5 protein-coding genes are annotated in these 5,250 nt (G+C 60.5%); 1 reads left to right on the top strand and 4 read right to left on the bottom strand.

What is annotated here, in order from left to right; all coding sequences use genetic code 11:
- On the bottom strand, nucleotides 1-1,448 hold a 1,448-nt coding region (locus KG698_RS14540; protein ID WP_367114127.1), incomplete at its 3' end, for an LPS-assembly protein LptD.
- Nucleotides 1,449-1,792: 344 nt separating this feature from the next.
- On the opposite strand from KG698_RS14540, the gene KG698_RS14545 reads away from it, so the two are divergent.
- Entirely contained in the window at nucleotides 1,793-3,070 is a 1,278-nt protein-coding gene (locus KG698_RS14545) for an O-antigen ligase (protein ID WP_213686270.1), read from the top strand.
- Nucleotides 3,071-3,083: 13 nt separating this feature from the next.
- Here the strand turns inward: KG698_RS14545 and KG698_RS14550 are convergent, their stop codons facing one another.
- The 3 genes from KG698_RS14550 to KG698_RS14560 all read right to left on the bottom strand — a co-directional run.
- On the bottom strand, nucleotides 3,084-3,737 hold the full coding sequence (locus tag KG698_RS14550; RefSeq protein ID WP_213686271.1) for a class I SAM-dependent methyltransferase: 654 nt from the start codon (nucleotides 3,735-3,737) through the stop codon (nucleotides 3,084-3,086).
- Between the two features lie 102 nt (nucleotides 3,738-3,839).
- On the bottom strand, nucleotides 3,840-4,907 hold the full coding sequence (locus KG698_RS14555; protein WP_213686272.1) for a glycosyltransferase family 4 protein: 1,068 nt from the start codon (nucleotides 4,905-4,907) through the stop codon (nucleotides 3,840-3,842).
- Between the two features lie 85 nt (nucleotides 4,908-4,992).
- Nucleotides 4,993-5,250: hypothetical protein (locus KG698_RS14560; protein WP_213686273.1), on the bottom strand; the 258-nt coding region annotated here is incomplete at its 5' end.

The raw sequence follows: 5,250 nt of genomic DNA on the forward strand, positions 1-5,250 counted from the left end.
GGCTCAAAGCTGTGGCGCGTGCCGGAGGCGGAGGTCCGCTCCCACGGCCATCTCAGAGTGGCAAGTGCCAGAAAATTTGCGGATGCTTCGCTTGGTGGCAGCGCTGCATCGTCACGGAACCTGTAATTGTCACTAAAGGCCGCAGCCTCGGTATCAAGCAAGAGGCCGCCACCAAGGCCCCAAGTCTCGCTCCACCGCAGGCCCGTGAAACTGCGCGAGATATCCCGCTGCCTTGCATTGTTGGGGCCGTATTCATTGTAATCAGACTGCGCCACGGTGTTGAAGAGGAAGTCGCCGGGGATGCCGCCGATGTCGAACCAACGGGCATATTCCGCGTCAACCGTGCGGCTGGGGTGGTCGGTTGTCGTTGTCGGTGCCTGCAACGTGTCGAGAAAAGCCGCGTTGAACGAAATGATCTCATCGGGGCGGATGCGGCTGACGCGCAGGTTTGATTGCAGCGTCGATGTTGCAAAATTCAACTCATCGCCGCGAAAAGTTTGCGTTCGGCCGTTAAAAAAGTTGTAATTCTGTAAGTACTGGCGGTCGCTTGCCATCTGAAGTTGAAAGGCAATGTTCCAACCCGTGGGATAGACAAATCCGCCATTGGCAAAAAGATAGCCGCGATCATGCAGGTTGGTCAGGTTATCGCGACTGATGGCACCGTTTACTTCGATGTCGCCATAGGCCAGCGACTGCCGATAGCGGCCCTCAATCGTGTTGATCGGGTTGCCATTGCCGCCAATCGTGATCCCAGGTGTTAGGGTGATGTCGGAATGGTCGCCCGTCACGATGAAATAAGGCAGGCGCAGCGTCGTGCCTGTTGCCGTGCTTGAACGGACAGAGGCCCGCACAAACCCTGTCGCGCGTTCGACCGTAGGGTCGGGCATGCTCAGATATGGCGTGTAGGCAAGCGGAACACCGGCCACGCGGAACTGTGCGTGGCGAAAGTAGATCATCCTTTCGATCTGGTCATGCGTTGCCCGTTGCGCGCGGATTTCCCACAGGGGCGTGGGGCGGCTTTCACAGACCTGGCAATAGGAGGCAACGATCGGCGTCCACTCGGTGTATCGCCCTTCGCGTCGCTCCATTTGCTGTGATGCGATCTGTAGCTCATCGGCAAGGATGTGGCGGGCGGCGGCCACCACGAAATTTTGCATATCAACCGAAAGGTCGGCAAATTCACCGAAGGTCGTCGATCCGCTCGCCTCGTCAAAAAAGACGATGGGCCCAGCCACAGAGACGCGCCCAGAAATACCGTCATACACGACCGATGGCGCGGTCAGCTTCATGCCTTGGTGGAAAACCTCGACATTGCCATGCGCCTCGATCGTGTCGTTGGCGCGGTCGTAATACATCTCGTCGGCGACAAGGAATGTGTCGACAAAGTCTTCGCCATCTTGCGCCAAGACGGTTGAGAAGAGCCCAAACACAGAAAAGATAACCGCCAAAGCGATTGCCGTGACGCCTTTGGATGTGGCAAAGGCCCGCCACCGTGGCGATGCCGTCGAACGCTCTTCAATCATCATGCTGCGGCAGCTCAGTCTCCTCGCCGATCATCTCCCCAGATGCGCGGCGTTTGGCCTTGGTGGCATTTCGCGAACCTAATGGCGGCGACACGCGTTGGCCACAGGAAATCCATGTCTTGGCGGATATTCGCGAAGTGATCTTTGCCGCGGCGGTTGCGGTCTGTGGGGTCTGGCATATGCGTGGGGGCGGTTGCACCTAGACGGCTCGCTGCCCGTGCTTTAGTCCGACGCTGAGCATACAAGGCGGACTGCGATAGGGGCAGAACATGGGGCAGGGGTGGCAGAGTTTCGCGGCAAGGCTTGGCGCAGTGCGCGACGCCACCATAGCCGAGGTGGCCATCCTTGCGCTTTTGCTCTTCGCGCTCCCGCTTTTCGAGGCACCAAAGAACCTCGCTAGCGGTTTGATCATCCTTGTTTTCCTGGTCAGGGGGATTTTCTTGCGCAGCTTTGGCAGGGCCGCGCCCTTTGAGTGGGCGATCTGGGTCTTGCTTGCCGTGACACTGATCGCGCCCTTGACGTCGGAATATGCGGATCAGGTGGGGGTATTTGCATCGTCACAGCACTGGCTCTTGCTTGGCTTGACTTCGATTGTGGCGGCTAGACTCAGCTATGGCCAAAATCAGTGGCGTGTGCTGATGGCAGCAGTGGTCATTGGCGGCATTGCCGCCGTTGGCGAAAGCTTTTGGATATGGTCCATCAATGGCAAGGAATATCCTGAGTTTCGATCTGTGGGCCATGTGAACCACTCCGCCCTCTATATGGTGGGCGTTTTGGCGGCATCCTTTGCCTGCCTGCGCGATTGCAAGCGCTGGATGTGGGCGCTTGGGATCGCGGGGATCGCCGCAAGTTTTGCCTACTTCGTCCCATCGAGAAGCATGGTTGCCATGGGCGCGGGGCTGGTGGTCAGCGCGGTTGGCCTGTCGATGATCTTGCGCCAATTCCTATCGCGCGCGGCCATTTTGGGCAGTGTTGTGGCGGTGGCGGTCGCATTTATCGGCATGATGGCCACGCCGCCCGCGCAAGGATTTCGCAGCGAGTTGATGGGGCGGTTCACAAGCTCTTCGCTCTTGTCGCATCGTGAGCATTTGTTCAGGACGGCTGTCGAAGTCTATGATCGCAACCCACTGTTTGGGACCGGCGTAAGGACATGGAACTTGGCAACGGATGAGGCTGTCGTCCGAGAAGAACTCGCCACAGACGGTCGCGATTATGACGCAGAGGCGTGGCGGTTCTTACACAATCTGAACCACGGCCATAACCTTTGGACCACGCTTTTGGTTGAGCGCGGCATTGTCGGCGTGCTTGCCGTGACCGCCTATCTTGCCCTTGGCCTTTTCACATTTGCGCGGCTTTATCGTGACTTGGATGATGATCCAGATCGCCAAGCGGCTGCCAAACTGGGCTTGCTGATCATCATCTATCTTGTCGTGGCGGGTCTGGGGAATACCACCATGATCGTTGAACATGGTCAGGCGGCTATGCTGTTGGCAGCCATCGCATGGGGAAGCGCTGCGCGCAGCCGCAAGGTGCAAGCGGCAATCTAAACCAACGCCTGCGTCAGCCCAAGCGCTTGCGCAGGCTTCTGGCCCATTTGTAGCGCAGCTGCCACCACCATGCCGCGACCAGATCGGCGCGCGTGACGCAAGCCTTGCTGCGCTGTGCCACCTTGCGCAGGGCGACCAAGGTGCCTTCTTGCCCGACCATCTCGAATTCTGGGCAATTGCGCAAAAAACGCGCGATGGCCCATGTGACGCCGGGGAATTTCGGGCTGCTGTCATGCAGGCAGATAAAGCCGCCCAGATTGACCAGATCGCCCCATTGCAGGTCGACCGTCACCGGATAGGCGCGGTGATCGCCATCGATGAAGACAAAGTCGAAACGCCCGCCGTTTTGCCGTTCGCGGGCAAGGAAATCACCCGTCACCCCTTGCCAAAAGGCCACGCTGTCCGGGTCAATGTCTGCACCGCGCAGGTTGCGGTCGATGATCTCGCGCTGGTTGGGGTAATAGGTCAGCGGGTCAATGACGCAAAATTCCGGCACCTTTTCGCGGCCCGTGTAAAGCCCGATCAACTCCTTCAGCGTGCCACCCGCCGCCGTGCCAATCTCAAGATGCCGGTCGTGTAAGTCATGGCTGGTCAGCACATGACGCAGCAATCCACGCTCAGCTTGCGTACATTCCGACTCCAGCGTCGTCGCGCTTGCTCGTGCCACTGCTGATCCTCCCTAACTCCGGCGCATATCGCGTGACGCTTGCGTGCTGTCAATTGCCCGAAGGCTATGGCATGTCTGGCAATTAATACCTTTTGATCTGGTTCAGCCTGACCCGCCCAACAACCCACGATAAATCGCGGTGATGGCGGCGGCTTCGTCCTTGATGCGAAAACCTGTTTCGATATGGCTGCGCGCGGCGAGGGAGTGTTGCTCGCGCAAACCCGCGTCATCGAGTAGCCGACCGATGGCCGTGGCGATGGCATCGGGTGCGCCCGGTGGAACCAAGAAACCGGTCTTTCCATCGACGACCAATTCCTCGAAAGCGCCGACAGTCGTGGCCACGACTGGCACGCCGCAAGCCATTGCCTCGAGTGGCGTCAGCCCAAAGCCTTCCCAGCGTTGCGGCGCGACGAAGAGATCAAGCGCCTGATACCATTGCGGCATCTCCCAAACCGGCACCTCGGGGCGAAACAAGATCCGCTCGGCCATGCCGGCATGCGCCACGCGCGCTTCGAGATCACGGGCGAAATCGGCGTATTTGTCCAGGGCGCGCCCCATCACCAAGGCCCGCGCATGGGGGCGGTCGCGCAGTGCTGCGATCATTGCATCGACAAAAGCATCCGTGCCTTTTTGCGCGCGGATGCGCCCGAAACAGCCGATCAAGACCCCATCTTCGGGCAGCTTAAGCGCCCGTCGGACCGCCGCGCGGTCGGGGGCGGGCTGAAAGCTTTCGGCATCAATCCCATGCAAGATGACCGTGGCGGGGCGTTCGAGATAGGCGGCGGAGCGCGCCGAGGTCGCAATCACCGCATCCATCCGCGCGATCAGCGCCTTGGTCAGCCATGTGTGGCGGCGCTGCGAGGCCGAGGTAAAGACCAGCTTCAGCGATTTGCCCAAGAGGTATGTCAGCGCAAGGCCGCCCAACATCTCGCTGTTGCGGCGCGCATGCCAGACGCGCGCGCCATGCGGTCCGCGCCGCGCCATGGTGATCAGATCGCGCAGGCGTATTTGCGGCACATGGGCCGGCAGCACGGGGCCAACGGCGGCGATGGCAATATCTTGGGCCTGTAGTGGCACAAGCCGCACGATGGTCGCGGTCACCCCTGACAGGCGGCGCTTGAAATTCGGCGCGATGACATCGATCTGCCGCGGGTCGCAAAAAGGCGTCATGCCCGGGCGCTCCTGTGGCTATGGCGGCATAATGTCTTGGTCGTTCGCTTAGGCAAAGCGACGCGCTGATGCAAGCCGTATGCCCTTAGCCCTGCGGCCAGCGCAGCTCGCGCGGGGCCTCCATGCCGACCGGGCGGCTCAGGCGCAGCACGCTGCGACCCTCGACCATCACCTCGGTGGCCGTCGATTGCGGGCGCATCGCCACCGCGTCGCGGCTGAGATCGAACAGCATGCGCGTTGTCTCGGCCAATCGCTCCTCGGCGCGCTCTGCACGCCTTGTCGCGGCGGAAAGCTGATCGCGCATCTCGTCAAGGCGCCCGCGATAGGCGTCGCGCTCGGCCTT

Origin of the sequence: Roseicyclus sp., from assembly GCF_018402035.1 — a bacterium.
In the GTDB taxonomy this organism is placed as follows: Bacteria; Pseudomonadota; Alphaproteobacteria; order Rhodobacterales; family Rhodobacteraceae; genus Roseicyclus.